The organism is Roseococcus thiosulfatophilus (assembly GCF_017311575.1).
GTDB lineage: Bacteria > Pseudomonadota > Alphaproteobacteria > Acetobacterales > Acetobacteraceae > Roseococcus > Roseococcus thiosulfatophilus.
The window spans coordinates 15,362-32,889 of the sequence record NZ_JAFFQY010000016.1 but is presented as its reverse complement, the minus strand read 5'-3'; the positions used below and the strand labels follow the sequence as shown (position 1 = coordinate 32,889).

The window sequence follows — 17,528 nt, the reverse complement described above, 5'->3', positions numbered from 1 at the left end:
ACGATCCAGGTGCCGTCCTCATCCTGGCGCCAGCCGAGCCCGACATGCTCCAGCGGCGCGTTGATCTCGGTGAGCAGGTTGTTCTTGATCAGGCTACGGAACACCGCGTTGCGGGCGGCGGCCGGGAGGGTCTTCGGCGCGCGGGCGAGACCCATCTCGTGCTGCGCGGCGGCGCTGAGGATCACGCGCTGCGTGTCGGAAAGCTTCGGCATGGGGGTCATTGGGGTCTCCGGGTCCAGCACCCGACCATCCGGGTGCTACGACCCCGAGCCCCTGCAGGGCTGGCCTGCCGGGGCGGGCGCGGCGCCGGGTGGCGCTGGCTACGCCGCGTATTCGCCGCGGCGGAAATGCGCGTCGGCGACTTCCTTCAGCTTCGCGGTGGCGTCGGCCAACCACGCTGTCTCGCCCCAAAGCACCGTGTCGGGATCCGCGTTGAAATGGTCGTCGCTGGCCTGAGTGAGTTCGGCGAGCAGCGCATCGAATTCGGCCTTCTTCGCCATGAAGGCTGCGAGGCTCCGCTGCTGGTTGGCTTCGTGCTTGGTCATGCTGGTCTTCGTCCTGCTCATCGCGTGACGGACCATTCGCGCTGCGGCGCGCATGAGCCAAGCAGATAGAGCGCCGGCAATCGGAGAATTCGAGGGGGCAGCGGCGAGCCGCGACCCCCATCGTCCCTATGCCGCGGGCTGGCCGTCCAGTCGCGCGGCAACGTCGGAGAGCAGGGCGTGCATGTGCTCCTGCAGCAGCGTCTGCACGAGATGCGGGTCGGCGTGGATTTCGGATGCGATTGTCCCGGCAACGCGGGCCGGCCAGTTCAGCACGGCGTCGCGCATGGTCGCGGCTATGGTGTCGATGTGCCGGCCCGCTGTGCCCACATCCATCAGCCGGCCCTTGGCGCGGTCCAGGGCCAGGCGCTGCCCCTCCACTTTCAGCGCGAGGCGGGCCAGCATGAGCCGGCCGAGCGGCGTCGCGTCACCGGGCAGGGCGAGGGGCGAGCGGCCAGGAAGCGCGGTGGCGGCCATGTCGCGCTGCACGCGCGCGAGGTCCCAGGTGCCGTCCGGCTCGCGCGTGATGCGCCCGATGCGCTCGGCCTTCTGGATCGCGGTGTGGGAGACGCCGAGGTGGCGGGCGACCTCGCGGCCGGATGTGGTGCGTTCGGACATTGCCAGCCTCCTCGCCGCAGGGCCGTTGCCAGCGCCGAGGTTGGCAACTGGAAGGGCGGGCCGTGCGTGGATGAGTATACAGCGAATCCAGAGCGTTGTCTGGCATCACGAGCCGGGTGGAGCCCGTGGCAACCTCGTTTCATGCCTGCCGCTAGCGACATTGCGCGCTTCCGCCCCCCGCATACAGCGGGGCCAGGAAGGAACCATGGGGTTCATCGGGAGCATTGGTCGCCGCGGCAGCTCACCGTCAGGGGGCGGACCACACCGCTTTTGCGTGCTGCAACAGCGTCAGGCTCCTCGCCTCGATCCGGTCCTCGTCCCAGCCATCTTCGTGCGAATGCACCAGCTCATGGTTCAGCCGCAGGATGCTGTGACCGTGAAGGCCCGCTCGCTTCGACTTCCCCTCAGGTGACGCCGCGATCCACGGCGCATTCGACAGGGAGGGATTTAGCTTCTTGGTGACCAGGGTGAGGTTCCCGATGGTGTGCAGCAACGCATTGCGCCGATCCTGCGCATGACCGGCGTCTTGGCCATCTGGAAGCGGCCAGTGATTCTCCCAGGATTGCGGCATGACGTGTTCGATCTGCAGCTTGTCGTCGGCGAGCGTGAACGCCTCGCTGAACTGCGAATGGAGACGGGCCTCAAGTGCGAGAAGCATCATGCGAAGCCGCGGGCGCGTGAGTCGCTTGTAGAGCGGCTCAGCCATCCATGCCTTTGTGAATTCAGCGTCCTCGGGCCAGCGCGCGCCCTCCGCCTGTGATCTGCCGAGGAACTGGCGCACCGCGGGAGCGGCCGGAACAGCGTCCGGCGTCTGCGACGCAGCTGCGAGTAGATCGACGAAGAAAGTCGTGTAGCCGCGCGTGTCGAGGTCGCAGACCATGCGGCGCACCAGGAACGACTCCAGCGCCTCCGAGACGGCTGCGGCGTCGCTGTCATCGGTCCCGGGGCGCGCGAACAGCCAGAGAAAGAACGGAGTCAGCGAGACGACATCCAGCGCCTTCAGACGGCGCAGGAAAACCCCAATGCGTCCAGGCTCCGTCGCCTCGTCGGCGCGGCGAAAGCCGACGGCGTGTTTCCGCAGATCCTGCAGTCGAGCCACAGGATTGACCGCCGACCCGCTGCCATCCGTGCTAGGCCCAGCGTCCTCCCGTGCCTGAAGATCAAGGAACTCGCCGTAAAGGTAGGTCGCGGGCACAGAGTGCCGCAGGTGCAGCGTCAGGTAATTTGCGAGATAGGTGTCGATCCTGGCACGGGCAGCGTGGCCACGTCCGGACTCCTTCCGCCAATAGGCGTGGTCCTTGTCGAACTCATGCCACGTCGAGGCGTAGAGCTGTTCGATATTGCCGTGCAGGCCACGCCGCTCAACCTCGCGGAGCAGCCAATTCTTCACCAGGTCAGCAGGAAGCAGGGGCGTTCCGCGCGCGTTCAAGGTTTCGAAGATGACCTGCGCCTCATCGGTCTGGTCCAGATCAAGCACAACGCATTTCAGGCGCTGGTTCAGCGTCACAAAGAGGGCGTCCCTGGCTTGGCCCCCTGGCGATGGCGCGTGCGCCGCCAACCACTCCGACAGCTGCCCGTGGAAGTATCGGTAGGCATCCGGCAGCAGGCCGGCGACGCCGATCAGATCGGCCGGAGATGTTGCTTGCATCACGCGGCGATAGGCTTCGCGGTCGACGTTCGTCGGCAGGACCTTGAAGGTCTGCTCCTCCTCGACGGCGCCGATGGCGTGGTTGCGCAGCATCGAGGCGAGCTGCAGGGCCCGCTGCTGCTCGCCGATGGCGGAGAAGCAGTCATGGGCGGCCTTGAGCAGGAGCTGCAGCGTTGTCAGCCGTTGCTGGCCGTCAATCACGTCACGGCGCTCTGGGTACGATTGTGTCGCCACCTTCTCCAGGACGATCGAGCCGAGGAAATGCGGAGGCGGATTGACGCCGGCACGGGCGGCGTCCGCCAGGCGGCTGACATCAGTCCACAGCGGCTCCCACTGCGTCTTCTGCGCCCAGACGTAGGGCCGCTGGAACAGCGGCACGGTGTATCGGCGCGGCAGACCGAATATATCAGAGATTGTGGAGTAGCTGGTCTGCATGGGTCAGCCCGGAGCGTAAGAAGGAGAGAGATACACTGAATATGGCCCGAAATTTCACGGACCTCTGAACGGTCATGGACCCTTCAGTCTCGGAGATCGTCAGGGCGAAGCAGGCCGACCTCTCTGTTTCGCTGCTGATCGAACATGTACTCATATCGGTAGAACTGCGCCCGCTGCATATCATAGGCAATCATCAATGCCCGGCCGTACTCCCGGTGCTCGGTTCGCGTCTTCAACTCCGTATCGGCGCTGTCCACCCGTTCCTTCGTTTCAGCCAGCAGGAGGCCGGCCTTCCGGCCATCCACCGACACCACGAAGTCAGGGTAGAAGCCGCGGCCCGTCTCCGGGAGGACGATGCGTACCGACCAGTCATCCACTGCATTCGGCCGCGACGGGTTCCGCGTCCACCAGTGAATCAGATCGGCCTGACGATCGAGCCATTTGGCGAAGGCTGCCTCGTAGGTATTCAGCCCCTGCGGGATGACGCCGTAGAGGTTGAGCGGTGACTCGACCAGCGGCTCAGGGCTCGTCCAAACCTCCGGCAATGGTGCCGCATCCACCACCTCGGTGCAGGCAGCCATGGCCTTGCGCAGCGCCTCGCGCGTGATTTCCGGCCATCGACCCAGCACCACATGCAAGCCTTTCCGAAGGGCTCGCTCATCCAGCGGCTCGAGGCCCGAGCGGGCAAGATCATCCGCCAGCTTCTGTGTCAGCGCGCGACCAAGATCGGCTGGGGCGATGCTGTCACAGACGCTCAAGACCTTGTGGGCCGACTGCCGTGCGAAGAGTTCGGAGATGACGCCCTGTTCTTCGGTGCGGCGCTGAATGTTCCCCTGGAAGATTTCGGTCTCGCGCCGTTCGATCGGCATGGTGACGGCTCGTGCAGCCAAAAGCTGATCAGACGTGAACCGCACGGCGCGGACCAGCTCCCGCAAGAGCGGTTGGGTATCGCGCGGCATCTTCTCCGTGCGTAGCCGTTCGGGAACTGTCACGCCCTGCCTTCGCTCATATCGATGCACCATGGGGACGGCTCGTCCGCCGCGGGGCCGACCAGCGCCATCTTCCGTCCTTGCCTGCTTGTCGTCCGCCAGCGGCGCCTGGCTTTCGTCCAGGTCGCCAAACAATGTGCTCGAGGCATTCAGCGTCGCGACCGCACGCTCGGCGCGTGGCTGCGCCGTGCCATCTGTCCCGGCCGGCGCGGGGTCCGGCTCCAATACGAACTCGTGCTGACCGTCATCATCGACGACGACCAGATTGCCGGTTTCCGTCGCGCGCACGCTCACGACATGGACGGCTTCCGTCATGATGGAGATGCCGTCCTTGATCGCCTTGATCCGGGCAGCCGCGCCAATCAAGCCAGCCTGCCCATCGACGTCGCCGAGGAACACCCAACCGGTATCGATCTGCGCCGGCAGTTCAGTCAGGGCCTGCAGGGCGGGATGCACGCGCATGATGCGACCGACCACCTGCAAACCGAAAGCCGGGTCCCTCACGGCGCGCAGCGCACAGAGGACGAAGGCGCGTGGCGCATCGAAACCCGTTGCCACCGCCATCTTGAAGACCAGCACTTCGACAGCAGGGTCGCGCGCCAGGGCATAGACATCAGGATCTGGCTCGTCGGCGGTATGAACGCCTATGGAATCCGCAGCAAAGCCCAGGCTCTTCGTCAACAGATCCATCACCCGCGAGGGTGTCCATCCTTCAGAGCCGGCCTGAATGAGCAGCAGCGGCGACACCTTCAGGCCCTGCTTCGCCAGCGCAGTGCGAAGTTCACGGTGCTTCACCACAGCAGCGCGCAGCGCCACCTCGTTCATGTCCACCAGCGTCGCGCCGACACCCTCTGCCGAGAAGCTGACAGCCTGCACCGCACGCTTGTTCAGTCGCGCCGCCACGACGCTGGCGCGCGAGACGGAGACGCGCTGGAACCGCACCACATCCAGGGCGCGTCGGAGGATTTCAATGTCGCCATCATCCGGCGTGGCCGTCGCCATCATGACGAGGTCCGGTCGCAGCGTGTCGGTGAAGAAGCGAAACGCCTCGCTGCCCGGACGGAAGGAGTGGTGTGCTTCATCCACCACCACGCCGATCGCAAAGCCAGCGTCTCGCAGCCCTTGCAGCAGCGTGCCGAGGCCGATTGCCTTGTCGTCATCCTCCCGCATGCGCCGCGTCTCAGCCTTACGTGCGGCAACGCTGGCCCAGGTCGCGACGAAGACGTCGCCCGGCTTGGTGCCTTCCAGGGCACGATCCTTTGCAGGCATGCGGACGCGAAGGCCGGACGCCGCGCGATTCAGCGTGCTGGCGGTTTGCGTGATCACGCCGGCGAAGGGCGCGAACCAGAACCAGACAACCGGCGCATCACGGCTGATGCGCTCGGCTGCATTCGCCAGCATGACCGTCTTGCCGGAGCCGGTAGGAGCTTCCAGCAGCGAATAGCCCTGCTCACGCGTGATGCGCCCTCGGTTGGCTGGCGCCTGCCGGATCTTCGCGATCGTGTTGACCGCTCCGCGTGCAAGCGCGGCAACGCAATCCTCCTGGAAGTCGCGCAGAACAATGGGGGCGGTTCTGCCTGGCTTGCGCGCCATCACAGCCCTGCAATCACGCGCGGGAACTCATCCATCAACCGCCCAGGTGCTGCCTCGATAGCGAGGTGCGGGAGGTCGAGCGCAGCCCGTATGGCACCTGGCGCCGGGCTGAAGGCCTGCACGGGGCCGGTCGCCAACAGTTCCCGCAGAGCGCCCTCTGCCGCTTCAGACCAGTCGGGGATGAAAGCAAGCTGGCCGGCATCGGGGTCATCGCTGGGCGGCGGGCTCGACTGGACCGCCCGCGTCGGGTCGAAGGGTCGCAGCGACCGCTGGTGCCGAAGCTGCAGCAGCAGCCAGACCTGATCCGGCATCAGATCATACGGGGCGTCATCCCAATCGAGGCGTCGCGTACGCAGATAGGCGAAGTCGCCGGGCAAGGGCTCGGCATCGCCATGGCCCGCGATCACCTTGCGGATGCGCTCTGCGCAGACATCCCGGCACAGGTTCTTCTCAGGCTCCTCCGCCGTCGCCTCGGTGTTCGACACCAGGATGAAGCGCCGATCACCTTCGTCCTCGTCATTCAGGGACAGCACCGCCTGTCCGGTGGTGCCGCTGCCGGCGAAGAAATCCAGGACCAGGTCGCCTTCCTGGGTCGTGACCTGCACCAGTGAACGGATGAGCGAGAGCGGCTTCGGGAAGCTGAAAATCTGCTCCCCGAACAGATGCTCGATCTCGGCGGTGCCGACGCCCTGCCGATCCGAGCGGAGCATCTCGGTCTCGTCGTCCGCAGCATCCTCGTTCAGCCCGCCGATCCAACTGCCGACCGGCTTGCGCTTGGTCTCATCCTCCTTGGTCATGCGCACGATTCGGCTGAGCCGGCCGCGGGCGATCTGCTTGCCGACCCAGAAGTCGAGCCGCGGCAACCCCTGCCGCAACAGCGGCCTGCCCTTGCCGTCGCGAGGCACGTCGCCGCGGGCGATGGCCGCATCGAGTTCGGCACGCGTGGCGTAGAAGAACGGGTCGGCTGTTTCGGCAGGGAAGACGATCTCGCGTGCTCGAAGATAATGTTCGATCGGCTCATCTTTACCGGGCTTGGCGATCTTCCGGCGCTTTCCAGTCACTGGATCGATAGGTTCCGCCTTTGCCTCCTCATTTGAGCGTTTGACTTCTTCTTCACTCCAAAACGCCCAGACGCGATTCGGCGCACAGGGGTACCACAGGCCGGTTTCGGGATTTTGGATCGGGTAGTACGTATGCGGACGAGAAATGAAGGTCCCTGCTTTCGTGATCGGATCCAGACGAACCGGCTCATCGCCGAACTCAGGCCGGACCTTGAATTTGCCTGGCCCTGCATCCGGCCCGATGAAGCCGAAGCCCGGATTGGCGAAGACCAGCACATGCTCGTGCACGCCGGACCAGTTCCGCCGCTTGTCGCTGTTGTTGGTGTCCTTCGTGCGCCAGACGAAGCTACCCAGGCGCATCCCCGGAAATACTTGCTGCATCAGCAGGTCGAGCAGCGCCCGATTCTCGTCGTTGATGCAGACGAGGACCACGCCGTCCTCTGTCAGGAGGTCGCGCGCCAGCAGCAGGCGGCGGTAGAGGAACTCGAGCCAGACGCTTTGCCGGTAGCGATCCTCCTTGCCGACGAAGCTGTCGTTGTAGGCGAAGTCCTTGTTGCCGGTATTGTATGGAGGATCGATGAGGATGCACTTCACGCGGCCGGCATGGGTCAAGCGCAAAGCGCGCAGTGCGTCCCAGTTGTCGCCCTCGATGATCAAGTTCTTCCAGCCACCGTCCAGGCTGGGCGCAGTCGAAATCGTCGCGTCCAGATCAAAAGCGATGAAATCGTCGTTGTCAGTATTGTCACGCGCGATGCGCTCGCGTTCCCAGACTAAGCCCAAGGAACGACGCGCGTCGCGGCGCTCCAATAGTCGGACCAGTTCTTCGCGCGGGATATCACTATAGCGGGATGTCGTCATGGTGGCGGAGCATAGAGGCACAGGTGCCGTTTGTTGAGGGGCGACCTGTGATTCCATGCTGGCCACTGGACCGGCCGGGGCGACGCCTGGAAAGGAGGAGGAGGCCGCCACAGCTTCCTGCGGCGGCCCGGCCCCTCACCGCTACCGCACCATCGCCTCGTAATCGATCGGCACCGGCACCATCGAGATCTCGTACGGCTGCCAGTCCACGGCCCGAAAGACCGTCTCGCCAGCGACGCTCTCGCGCCGCTGCTCATACCGATGCACCCGGTACCCCGCGGAGACGCTCCGCAGCGTGCCGTCCACCACCCGCTGCCAGACCGGCTCGACATCCGCCGCCGTGCTGAACTGCAAGGTGGCGTAGCCGCGGCCACCCTCAATGCGCGCCGCGACGACCCGGCCCAGCACATGCGCCGCCCCGTCGCGCCGATGGGTGTCGAGCACCGGCGCACGGCCGGAGCGCAGCACGTCCATCCGCACCGCGGAGGGCGCCATGTCCAGCTCCTCCATGATCCAGCCATGCGGCTGGACAAAGTTGCGGCTGCGCACGCCAGTGGACCAGATCACCTCCACCGAGCGCGAGGCCCGATTGAGGCTGAGCGGCTCGCCCGTGCTTGGCATGAGGCGCCTGGCATCCACCGTCGCCATGTCGCCGACACGCCGGACGCGGAGATCGCCATCCAGGTCTCGCAGCGTCCTCGCCTGCTGCACGAGGTGAACCGCCGTCTCCATCTTCAGGGGCGCGAGCCCGGCTGCAAGCCGGGCGTCGTGATCCTGGATGAGCAGGGCACGGGCCCCGACACTGATTATCGGCATCATGCCATCACGTTCCACACCGGCAGCGCCGCGAAGCGGGTCATGGCGACACCATCCGTCAGCAGCGGATCGAAGGGCGACGGCGGATGCTGCGCCGCCACGCCCTCCGGCAGCCGCGCGAAGGCGTCGGTCGCGGCCTGGCACGATAGGATGGCCTCGCGATGCGCCGCCTGGGCGGCAGGCAGCGCGGTGCCGAGTTCGGCGAGCGCCGCGCGGATCGCCCGCTCGGAGTCCGCCACGCTGCGCGCCGCGGCACGCCGCAGCTTGTCATAGGTGGCCAGCGCCTCCTCGCGCGCCGCCGCATCGGCGCGGCGATGCAGTTCGGCGGCGAGGTCACGCTGCGTGTCGGCCTCGGTCGCCTGCTCGATGGCACGCGTGCGGGCGGTGCGGGCGCCCTCGGCGTTGGCATCGGCCAGGCTGCGCGCGGCTTCCACACGCGCAGCGGCGGCGCGCTGGTCCGCGAGGCCCGCGGCGGCTTCCGCGGCTTCGGCACGCTGCCGCAGATCGGCGGCGGTGGTCTTCGTCAGGATACCCATCATCATTCTCCATCCGCGCGTTGAAGGCCCCGGCCGCGCGCGGCGGACGGCAGGGGTGGCATGTGGCGGCGGGCGCTGGCGAGCAGCCCGTCGCGCAAGGGGTCGGGATCGCCGGGCTGGTAGACGTGCCGCGGCGGTTCCGGGGCGATGTCGGCCCAGGCGGGGCGGCGGCGTTCGGCCAGCAGGCGCACCACGTCGTCGCGGCAGAGCCGCAGCTCTGCGAGCAGATCGGCCGGGGGCGGCGCGGCGGCGGCGAGATGCACCTGCCCATCCGCCTCGAGGCGCAGACGCACCCCGAGTGCCTCGGCGCGTGCGATCGCATCGCGCGCATTCACAACACGGACTCCCACGCCGGCCCGGTGGGCATAGGCATGGGGTTCATGGGGCTGCATGGGGCCTCTGCGGCCTCTGGCACTGTGCGCTGCAGAGCGTAGAGGTCGGGCGACCACTTCCCGGCGGTGCGGATGCGCGCGAGCAGGAAGCCCGCGGCACGGGTGCCTTCGAGCTTGCCGATCATGGCCGCGAGATACTGCCGCCCCTTGCCGGTGGGATCGGGATCCTCCATCCCGGCGTCGAGCTCGATGGTGATGAAGCGCCGCGCGAGATCCTCCGAGAGCACGACACCGTTGCCTGTGATGACCACGAAGGTGACCGGGTTCAGCGCTCGCGTGGTGCTGCTGCCGAGGACCCGGACATAGGCCGGCCGTTCGGTGATGGCGCTGGCCAGTGCGTCGGAGCGCAGCGCCATGCCGTTGACGTTGTCGAGGAACAGCGTCTGCTCGGCGCCGATCAGGGCCGCGACCAGGCGCTTGTCGAGTTCCTCCAGCGTGCCGCCGGCGGTCATCGCCCGCGGGTGCATCCCGAAGGCGATGGCGCAGATCACGCGGACCAGCAGCCCCTTACCGGTGCCAGCACCGGAGAAGGCCGGCGCGTGGATCAGCACACCAGGAGCCAGGCGCAGCGAGGGGCGGCAGACGGCGGTGAGCAGCGCGACCAGCGCGGCGCTCTCATCCACGCCGGGTGGCTGCTCGATGTCCACCACCGGCACGCTCTGCCCCTGCAGCATGACGCTCTTCGCGTCGGCGAAGGCGAAGGTGCGGATGACCCGGCGCAGGCGACGGAGGGAGACCTCGGCATCCTGGCGCGTGGGGGCGGGAGGCACCTCGACTGCGGGCATGTGCTCGCACCACATGCGGGTAAGCGGGTCGTAGCCATCAGCGATGCGCAGACTGCCATCCTCGGCGAGCAGCGGCGCGGAGGCGATGCCGTCCAGCGGCTTGAATCCCGCATCGCTGGCCATGGCGAGCATGAGACGGTGGGCACGTCCGCGGGCGGTAGGACGGCTTCGGCAGCGGCGAGCATCGCCAGCAGCGTGTCGGGGGTCACGCCTTCGGGCAGCGGGTCCGCCACATCCCAACCGGCCGGCCACTCGTCGGGAACATCCACGATGCCAACGCTGGCGGCACCGGCCTGCCTCGCGGCACGGGCCATGGCGGCGGCAGCCTTCCGGCCGGCCACATCATTGTCGGGGAAGATGACCACACGCCGGCCGTTCAGGGGGCTGTGATCCGCCTTGTTGACGGCGTTGCTGCCGCCCTGCCAGGTCATCGCGACCCGATCCGGAAACAGTGCTGCCGCGGCGTCGGCGGCCTTCTCGCCCTCGACGATGAGCACCGGCGCCTCGGGCCGTGCGGCATGGACATCGAGGTTGTAGAGCGGGCGCGGGGGCTGCGGCGCCTTGAACACCCAGCTGTCCGGTCCGCAGGTGTAGGGCAGCACCTGCTTGTCGCCATTCGGCTGATCGAACCGCGCCACCGCGAAGAGCAGCGCGCCCGAGGGATCACGATACGGCCACACCTTCGATGCGATGCCGAAGCGCCGATGCTGGATGAGCTCAGGCAGCGGATCCCGCGCCGGCTGAATCGGCTGCGCGGCGTCCGCCTCACGCTCCTGGATCGGCTCAGCCGACGCAGGGGCGGCGGGCGGCAGCGGCGCGAAGGTGTCGGTCGTCATCAGCGACCACCTCGCGTCGCATCAATGCCGAGCATCCGGGCCAGCTGCTTCGCGCCCTCGATCTGGCGCGTGCGGGCGACCGCCGCTGCCAGGCTGACCGGATCGCCGCCCTTCTCGCCGGTGGCGAAGTCGGCCCAGCGGCCGGCCCGCTCGCCGCGCATCCGCACCCGCAGGCTGTCGCCGGGGTCGCCGCGCAGGCTGCCGGCATGCCATTCGGGACCGACGGCGCGACCACCAGGGAGCAGGCGGGCGAGCACCTCGGGCAGGCGGGCCAGGGCGGCGCTGTTGACCGTGGCGAAGTCCAGCGATGGCGCCAGCCGGCGCGACATGGTGCGACCCGTCGCGGTGCTGATCTCAGCGGCCCGCATGCGCATCGGCTTCCGAGGTGCTGCGGCGGGGCGGGGTGGTCAAGCTGCGCGCCCAATCCAGCGCATCGCCCCAGCGGTACAGCGCCCGGCCGGAGAACAGCGAGTAGGGCGGGCCACCGCCGCGCGTCGCCTTGGTCGCCAGCGTGCGGGGCGAGACGGGATAGCCGGCGGCGGTGAGCGCGGCAGCCGCGGCCTCGCGCTTCAGCAGCGCATCGGCATTGTCGGGGATATGGGACATCGGACCATCCATCGTTTGCGCGCAGCGGCGCGCGGTTGATGGAGGGTTGATGGCTGGCTCAGAATCACGCGGCCAGAAACGCGGAATTCCCGCGGACGATTATTTTGGCGGCTTGCGCGGCCCTGACTTCTTCCAAGCCGCCGGCGCCATTTCCCGCCGAATCGCGCGGAACGGATCGCGCGAAACCCTTACCCCGAAGTGCTGTGAGGCTGCGGCGAGGTCGTCGGCTTCGCTCGGCGGCAGTTCGGTGGCCGGCCAGGAGCTGCGGCGGAGCATGTACCAAGCCCGGAGCGTGGACAGCGAATAGACTGGCTTCGGATCGGCGTGCAGCGTGATGGCGGGCGGCATCGCGTCCTGCGCCAGGATGACCTGTGCCGGCGCGGCCTCCGCAACGCGGACCTGGAAAAGCACCACCGCGCCCAGGCCGTCTCGGGCGGTGTCATCGGCGAAATGGGGACAGAGGTACTGCCAGGCTTCGGCGGCCACCTCGATGCGAGGACCGGTTGGCCGCTCGCGCGCCGTCGCGACGAGGTCGCCACGCTGCAATCGGCGCCGCAGGTCGTCCAGCAGCTGGCAGCGCTGATATTCGGCCTCGAAGTAGGCCCCAGATTTCAGCATGCCGCGATGCGTGTCCTGCCGGCCAGGAAGCAGGTCCATGGCCTCGAACCGGGCCGCTTCGGCCTCGGCCGCGGCGAGCGCCTCGAGGATGCCGATGTCACAGGAGCGGCGGGCCCCTTCGGCAAGGGTCAGGCCAATTGGATGGTCGTGCTTCATGCGGTCGCCCCTGAGGTGGATGGGCGGTCCTGCGTCGCCACAAGCTGCGGCGAGGGCTCGACCGTCCGGCAATCGCCTTAGCCGATCGTTCTTGCTTTGTCCCTTGCTCTATTGTGACGGGATTTGCGGCTGCTCAGCCGGCGACAGCCCGCTGCACCGCCTCCGGTTCGCGCTCGATGATCCGCAGCAGCACGCGCGCCGCCTGGTCGGGCACCGCCCGGCCCTGCTCCCAATCCCGCACCGTGCCGACCGGCAGGCCGAAGCGCCGGGCGAAGGCGGGCTGGGTGAGCTTGAGGCGCCCGCGGATGGCGCGGACATCGGGCGGCATGTGCAGGACGGCACCCGGCACAGTCTCGCCGCGCGCCATGGCGGCGGCTTCCTGGGCGGCCTGGATCAGGCGGCTTCCGACTCGGCTCATGACCTGCCCTTTCCTTTGTAGCTGGCGGCGATCCCCGCAAGGATCCCGCGCAGCGCGTTGCGTTCAGCGGGCGATAGGTTGGCCCGCTCCCCCTTGGCATAGAGCGTCAGCAGGAAGACCGGCAGCGCCCGACCGGCGTAGTAGGTAATCACGCGATACCCGCCGCTCTTGCCTGTCCCTGGCCGTCGCCACCGCAGTTTCCGCGCGCCGCCGGTCCCGACGATAAGGTCGCCAGCATCCGGGTTGGCGGCGAGGAAGCCGATCAGTTCGGCCTTCTCCGCCTCGGACATGCCCGCCGCCGCCGCGTCGCGCTGGAAGGTCGGCGTCTCCGCGACGGTTTGGAGCATGGGGAGCATATACGGGATTCCCGTAGAATATTTCAAGGCTTGGATGCGACCGGCGGTCCGGCGCGCGAAAGGCGCTTCACTGGCCTGTCTCTATCGAGGTATCGGCTTGGCCTCCGAGTCCCGTCGAGATCGCCATCCCATGTCAGCCGCGCCACCCACAGAAGACATTCAGGCCACCGCCGCGTGGTTGCGCTTCCTGGCGCGCGACATGCAGGACAACCCGGATCGCCTGATCGCCATCAGCGAAGCAGAGGCGATGTCCCTGGAGAAGCTCGTGCAGGGCGTGGTGGTCAGCGACGATGAGGTGCTTCCTGACGACGTCACGTTCTGACGGCTACCAGAGCCCCTGGGCCCGCATTGTCGCCGGCGGCGTCGGCGATGCAGAGGGTGGACGTCAGGTGCGCCGACCACCTTCAGCATCGGGACCCTGAAGGAAGTCACGCGCCGGCCCGCGATCGCGAGGCAGGTCGCCGCCCTCGGGGAAACCAAGCAGCAGATCGGCGAGGCTCGGCCGCGCGCCGGTGAGGCGCTGCCATTCGTCGTGGCCGACAATCACCGCCACGGGTTTGCCGCGCCGGGTGACGATGGTGGGCTCGCCCATGGCGGCCTGATCGACAACGGCGGCAAGGCCTTCTCTGGCATCACGCAGGGGCATCACACGCATCTACCACCCCTCTCCCGTCGCCCGCCCAACACCCCTGTGACCCCCATGCTACCCGGCGGTCGGTCCGATGGGTGACGCCCAGCGTAGCATTAGGGCGTGGCGCGTTTCGCAGCGCATCGGCCAGACGCCGAGACAAAGCGCGCTGGCGATAGCTGCGGTGCAATCAGCGGTGCTATTCGCCAAGCAGATCATAATCGACGATCAAGGAGAGACCTTCTCAGGGTAACGGCTCCATACAGCCGCTACCGTGAAGAATTTGCCTGGCACTCGGGCGGCCCGCTTAATCATTGAATGTCCGTGTTCACGCATCACCTCGCCGACGAGCCAGCCGATGAACTGCTTAGCCCTATGATCCGTTCGGGCCTCCGGGACATTGTCCTCTAGCAGCGAAACTAGCGCTGTCACGGCGGGAAAGCCTTCACGGCTGAAGGCTGCCATCTCTATGTATCTGTTCGGCGCCATGACAATGATCGCGATCCGCTGTCCAAGCTGCGTCTCGCCGAAATCCCCAAACCGAGCGACCATCTGTTGACCTATTTGCTTCGAATAAACGAGGCTCCGCGGAGGAGCGCCCTTGCCGGCTTCTGCCTACGCTGCCGAGGCAAGGGTCACCGGCTCCGCGGTCCAGAGTGCTCCCCAAACAAAGATGTCGCCCGGCACGGCCGCCTGCTCCTGGAGCATCACCCGGCCGGTCGCCTTGACGATCTCGCCGGTCAACCACCCAAGGAACTTCTTCGCCAAGTGGTGGTCACGGACCCAAGGCTCAAACTCGGACAGATGCGGCACAAGCGCCGCGACTGCTGGAACGCCAGCCCGAGAGGAAGCGATAAAGCCCGCCTCATTGGCGTGGCACAGCGCGGTAAGCCGCCGGCCTTCAGGACTCGCCGCGAACGGCACGTAAAAGCCCGGTACACGCATCGGTAGCCTCCTTCATGATTGCGTAATGTCAGCACGCAAATCGCCTTATGTCAAATCGCGCGCATCGACGCAATAGCATTCGTTCCTCCCAAGGCGCGAACATGACGGTCAGAGGCGAAGATGCTGATCACGCCACCTCCTGTTGCACCCCCGGCCCCGCCACCACCTCGGCGCTGCCTTCCCCCGCCATCTTCCGCAGCGTCGCCGCCCCCACCCGATCCGCGACTGCCAGCAGCACATCATCCGCCGCATGGGTGTATCGCGCCGTCACGCTGCCGCTGCGGTGGCCGAGCAGCGCAGCGATCGCCAATTCCGAGCAGCCCAGATCGGCCGCCAGGCTGGCGAAGGAATGCCGCAGGATGTGCGGCGTCACGTCTTTCGGCAGGCCGCCCGCCTTGGTGATGCACTCGAACAGCGTCGGGAAGCCGCTCATGATCCCGTCGCCGCGGGAGGGTGGGAAGACCAGCGCATCGCCCTTGCCGGGCCCGAGCCTACGCAGCAGATCGCAGGCGGCCGACGCCAGCGGGCGGACGCTCTCGCCCGTTTTGGTGTCCGGCAGCCGCGCCGTACGCCGCGGCAGATCCAGCATCCCCCAACGGAGCGTCAACGCCTCGCCACTGCGCCAGCCGGTCAGCGCCAGGAAGCGAGCGGCGTGGATGGCAGCGGGCCACATCATGTGACCCTGCTTGCCATCCTTGCGTGGCTTCGGCGCATTGGTCAGCGCAGCCAGGCCCGCGCCGAGCGCCGCATACTCTTCATCCGACAGCCGGCGCTGCCGGCGCCGATCGGCATAGCGGATCACGCCCCGCACCGGATGGTCGGAGAGCCGACCCTGCCGGAACACGAGCAGATCGCGCCTGAGCCAGGGCCACCGCCCGAGAAGGAGTTCGTCTTCGCGGAGGATGAGCAGGACGACGACACGGTGCGCACCCGTGCTCTCGCGGCGCGCGCGCGCCGCGTCGCCCGTCAGGCGGCGCTCGATCCCGATGACGGCATGGCTCTCTGACCCGCCATGCGCACCAAGGCCACCTTCCGGCTGCCCCCTGAGCTGACGCGCCGCCTCGCCGACTACGCGGCGCGCAAGCGCGTCAGCCAGGCCGTGGTGATCGAGGCTGCGCTTGAGAGCTACCTCTCGCCGGATGGTCCCGAACGGCTGGAGGCGGCCCTGGCACGTCGGCTTGATCGCCTGTCGCGCGCCAGCGAACGACTCGAACGCCACATCACCATTGGCAACGAGGCGCTCGCGCTGTTCGTTCGCTTCTGGCTCACCAGCACACCCCCCCTGCCTGAGTCGTTGCAGGGTGCTACAAGTGCGAAGGGCAAGGACCGTTACGCCGGCTTCATCGAGGCGCTCGGGCGACGCGTCACTCAAGGACGGTTGCTGGCTGACGATATTGCCACTGAAATGCCAGGCGATCGAGATTGAGATTTCCGAACAGAGGCATAAATCGCCGTCGGCGCAAGACTCGCCGCCTGCCAAACCATCAGCCGATCAAAAGTGCTGGATGGCGCCCGGCAGGGCGATCCAAGGATGTCTAGGAGATCAACGGCGAGCAGGTCCCGGTTATCCGTGCAAAGAGATGTGCGAGCACCAAAGCCAGGACCAAAACATCTAGGCGCGGTCAAACAATCCGCTCGCTCTGACAGTTGCCCATTGCGGCCGATGAATGGTTGGCGTTGCGACGACGGCCTCGCCGCCCCGCTGGTTCACATAGGTTGCGACACGGGACTGGAAGCTTCTCCAGAGCGTATCAGCGCCGTTGAATACCGTCTGCTCCGACGGCGCCAACACACCGTCATCGAGCGCGCGATCGGCGGCGCGTGTATAGATTTGGCCCTGCAGGCTTGCGGCGGGCCGAAAGCCAAACTCGCGGTTTCCTGACACTGGATGCTCGCCGGGCGAGCTGGTCCCAATCGTTACCGGCGTAAAGATCCACCGTCTCGCTTCTGACACGCTGGTGACAACGGCAGCCTGTTCATGGATCGGTCCGAGGACGCCGATCCGAAACACCATCACCGATCCAAGCGGCGCCGGCCCACCCCTCTTCCAGTCCTCATCGTCGCCCGGGGTATGCGCCCCCAAGGTGGACACGGCGGGATCGAAGAAGTCACTCAGACGACTGCGGATATGCGCGAGTAGGTCAGGACCTGTGTTGGGACCCTGCGTCGGCATCCGCCGAATGTCGACGGTGTAGAGATCGAAGTTGACGTGCGGCCCCTTGGCGTCCTCGATCCGCTGAACCGCCATGCCGACGGGGCTCCGGCTGCGCGTAGCCCGAGCCGCATTCATTGCTGGTGCTGTCGGCAACGCGTTCAGCAGGTCCTTCCAGGGCGCCCAGGGCGGCGACTGCGCCTGCACGTCCCGCGAGCGCGCCATTGCAATCCCGGCGGAAGTGGCAGCGAGAAGTGTCCTGCGATCCATCCCAAGCCCTCCTGCAAGCAATCTTGTAAGATTAGATTGACACAAAATAGTGTCAAAAATAATTGACATTCTACCGAGGCAACAGTCAACCTCTCTGGACGCACTAGGCGGAGGGCCAGCGCGGCGCGGTGAACCGCACCTCAGCAGGTCGCTGCTCGACTGCGTACAAGCCCTCATTTTGTCGGTCCTATTGAGAGGCAGCGGGTATCAAGATGCGGTTGACCCGGCGGGCCGTTTTGGCCGTTTCCAGTCTTGCAATCAGTCGCGCCG

At 67.0% G+C, this 17,528-nt stretch carries 22 protein-coding genes and 1 pseudogene; 3 read left to right on the top strand and 20 right to left on the bottom strand.

The features are described 5' to 3' along the window. The 16 genes and pseudogenes from JTN19_RS08465 to JTN19_RS08395 all read right to left on the bottom strand — a co-directional run. On the bottom strand, positions 1-221 hold a 221-nt coding region (locus JTN19_RS08465), incomplete at its 3' end, for a hypothetical protein (RefSeq protein WP_456315794.1). A gap of 99 nt (positions 222-320) precedes the next feature. Continuing rightward, positions 321-545 (bottom strand): hypothetical protein, encoded by a 225-nt coding sequence (locus tag JTN19_RS08460; protein ID WP_206931481.1) that lies wholly within the window; start codon positions 543-545, stop codon positions 321-323. Between the two features lie 126 nt (positions 546-671). Then, a complete protein-coding gene (locus JTN19_RS08455; RefSeq protein ID WP_206931480.1) occupies positions 672-1,160 on the bottom strand; it encodes a hypothetical protein in 489 nt (162 codons plus the stop codon). Positions 1,161-1,407: 247 nt separating this feature from the next. After that, positions 1,408-3,243: a DUF262 domain-containing protein gene (locus JTN19_RS08450; protein ID WP_206931479.1), complete on the bottom strand. Its 1,836-nt coding sequence runs from the start codon at positions 3,241-3,243 to the stop codon at positions 1,408-1,410. An 83-nt stretch (positions 3,244-3,326) separates the two neighbouring features. Further along, complete coding sequence (locus JTN19_RS08445; RefSeq protein WP_206931478.1) at positions 3,327-5,825, bottom strand: DEAD/DEAH box helicase; 2,499 nt, start codon at positions 5,823-5,825, stop codon at positions 3,327-3,329. Next, positions 5,825-7,744, bottom strand: coding sequence for a site-specific DNA-methyltransferase (locus JTN19_RS08440; RefSeq protein ID WP_206931477.1), 1,920 nt, complete (start codon positions 7,742-7,744; stop codon positions 5,825-5,827). The genes JTN19_RS08445 and JTN19_RS08440 overlap by 1 nt, the downstream gene beginning before the upstream one ends. 141 nt (positions 7,745-7,885) lie before the next feature. Next, positions 7,886-8,563, bottom strand: coding sequence for a hypothetical protein (locus JTN19_RS08435; protein ID WP_206931476.1), 678 nt, complete (start codon positions 8,561-8,563; stop codon positions 7,886-7,888). Then, a complete protein-coding gene (locus tag JTN19_RS08430; RefSeq protein ID WP_206931475.1) occupies positions 8,560-9,102 on the bottom strand; it encodes a hypothetical protein in 543 nt (180 codons plus the stop codon). The genes JTN19_RS08435 and JTN19_RS08430 overlap by 4 nt, the downstream gene beginning before the upstream one ends. After that, the gene (locus JTN19_RS08425; protein ID WP_206931474.1) at positions 9,099-9,389 is read right to left on the bottom strand and encodes a hypothetical protein; all 291 of its coding nucleotides are present in this window, start codon (positions 9,387-9,389) and stop codon (positions 9,099-9,101) included. Before JTN19_RS08425 ends, JTN19_RS08430 begins: the two co-directional genes overlap by 4 nt. A gap of 38 nt (positions 9,390-9,427) precedes the next feature. Then, complete coding sequence (locus JTN19_RS08420) at positions 9,428-10,405, bottom strand: hypothetical protein (RefSeq protein ID WP_206931473.1); 978 nt, start codon at positions 10,403-10,405, stop codon at positions 9,428-9,430. Between the two features lie 227 nt (positions 10,406-10,632). Beyond that, positions 10,633-11,109: pseudogene (locus JTN19_RS20575) on the bottom strand (DUF927 domain-containing protein); the annotation flags it as partial. Continuing rightward, entirely contained in the window at positions 11,109-11,477 is a 369-nt protein-coding gene (locus JTN19_RS08415; protein WP_242530988.1) for a hypothetical protein, read from the bottom strand. The gene JTN19_RS08415 and the pseudogene JTN19_RS20575, both read right to left, overlap by 1 nt. Continuing rightward, positions 11,464-11,715, bottom strand: a complete 252-nt coding sequence (locus JTN19_RS08410; protein WP_206931472.1) for a hypothetical protein — start codon at positions 11,713-11,715, stop codon at positions 11,464-11,466. The genes JTN19_RS08415 and JTN19_RS08410 overlap by 14 nt, the downstream gene beginning before the upstream one ends. Positions 11,716-11,814: 99 nt before the next feature. Then, positions 11,815-12,489 carry a hypothetical protein gene (locus tag JTN19_RS08405; protein ID WP_206931471.1) on the bottom strand — a complete coding sequence of 225 codons (675 nt, stop codon included), beginning with the start codon at positions 12,487-12,489 and terminating at the stop codon, positions 11,815-11,817. A 133-nt stretch (positions 12,490-12,622) separates the two neighbouring features. Beyond that, on the bottom strand, positions 12,623-12,907 hold the full coding sequence (locus JTN19_RS08400) for a helix-turn-helix domain-containing protein (RefSeq protein WP_206931470.1): 285 nt from the start codon (positions 12,905-12,907) through the stop codon (positions 12,623-12,625). Continuing rightward, positions 12,904-13,254, bottom strand: a complete 351-nt coding sequence (locus tag JTN19_RS08395; protein WP_242530987.1) for a type II toxin-antitoxin system RelE/ParE family toxin — start codon at positions 13,252-13,254, stop codon at positions 12,904-12,906. The genes JTN19_RS08400 and JTN19_RS08395 overlap by 4 nt, the downstream gene beginning before the upstream one ends. Positions 13,255-13,393: 139 nt before the next feature. Here JTN19_RS08395 and JTN19_RS08390 point away from each other — a divergent pair, with 139 nt between their 5' ends. Further along, complete coding sequence (locus JTN19_RS08390) at positions 13,394-13,585, top strand: AbrB/MazE/SpoVT family DNA-binding domain-containing protein (RefSeq protein WP_206931468.1); 192 nt, start codon at positions 13,394-13,396, stop codon at positions 13,583-13,585. Positions 13,586-13,648: 63 nt separating this feature from the next. Here JTN19_RS08390 and JTN19_RS08385 read toward each other — a convergent pair whose 3' ends face one another. The 3 genes from JTN19_RS08385 to JTN19_RS08375 all read right to left on the bottom strand — a co-directional run bounded on the left by JTN19_RS08385 (position 13,649) and on the right by JTN19_RS08375 (position 15,638). Next, positions 13,649-13,918 (bottom strand): type II toxin-antitoxin system Phd/YefM family antitoxin, encoded by a 270-nt coding sequence (locus JTN19_RS08385; protein WP_206931467.1) that lies wholly within the window; start codon positions 13,916-13,918, stop codon positions 13,649-13,651. Between the two features lie 588 nt (positions 13,919-14,506). Continuing rightward, positions 14,507-14,836, bottom strand: coding sequence for a hypothetical protein (locus tag JTN19_RS08380; protein WP_206931466.1), 330 nt, complete (start codon positions 14,834-14,836; stop codon positions 14,507-14,509). Positions 14,837-14,963: 127 nt separating this feature from the next. Continuing rightward, entirely contained in the window at positions 14,964-15,638 is a 675-nt protein-coding gene (locus JTN19_RS08375) for a tyrosine-type recombinase/integrase (RefSeq protein WP_206931465.1), read from the bottom strand. Positions 15,639-15,650: 12 nt separating this feature from the next. On the opposite strand from JTN19_RS08375, the gene JTN19_RS08370 reads away from it, so the two are divergent. Together JTN19_RS08370 and JTN19_RS08365 are read left to right on the top strand one after the other, a co-directional pair. Further along, positions 15,651-15,842, top strand: coding sequence for a hypothetical protein (locus JTN19_RS08370; RefSeq protein WP_206931464.1), 192 nt, complete (start codon positions 15,651-15,653; stop codon positions 15,840-15,842). A gap of 6 nt (positions 15,843-15,848) precedes the next feature. Further along, complete coding sequence (locus JTN19_RS08365) at positions 15,849-16,262, top strand: CopG family transcriptional regulator (protein ID WP_206931463.1); 414 nt, start codon at positions 15,849-15,851, stop codon at positions 16,260-16,262. 186 nt (positions 16,263-16,448) lie between these two features. Here JTN19_RS08365 and JTN19_RS08360 read toward each other — a convergent pair whose 3' ends face one another. After that, complete coding sequence (locus JTN19_RS08360) at positions 16,449-17,258, bottom strand: hypothetical protein (protein WP_206931462.1); 810 nt, start codon at positions 17,256-17,258, stop codon at positions 16,449-16,451. Positions 17,259-17,528: the final 270 nt, after the last annotated feature.